This window comes from Enterobacter sp. UNJFSC 003 (assembly GCF_036903355.1).
Taxonomy (GTDB): Bacteria; Pseudomonadota; Gammaproteobacteria; order Enterobacterales; family Enterobacteriaceae; genus Enterobacter.
The window spans coordinates 1-293 of the sequence record NZ_JBAKHK010000110.1; the positions used below are offsets into that span (position 1 = coordinate 1).

Consider the following 293-nt stretch of genomic DNA (forward strand, 5'->3'; position numbering starts at 1 on the left):
TGACATTACCCATCTGTTGGCAATTTTCGTTCCGTTGGTAACCCCCGCGTTAATCGTGGGTGCGGCCTTACAGCTTTCCGCTGAAACAACTGCCTATCTTGTTTCTATGGCGATGATCGCCTCTGGTATTGGTACCTGGTTACAAGTAAACCGCTACGGCATCGTCGGTTCTGGCCTACTCTCAATTCAGTCCGTCAATTTTTCATTTGTTACGGTCATGATTGCGCTGGGCAGCAGCATGAAAAGCGACGGTTTTCACGAAGAGTTAATCATGTCGTCGCTTCTCGGCGTCT

General features: G+C 49.1%; 1 protein-coding gene. It reads left to right on the plus strand.

Going from position 1 to position 293, the window contains the following annotated elements:
- A partial coding sequence (locus tag V5P19_RS23330) for a solute carrier family 23 protein (protein ID WP_334407911.1) occupies positions 1 to 293 on the plus strand: 293 nt, incomplete at both ends.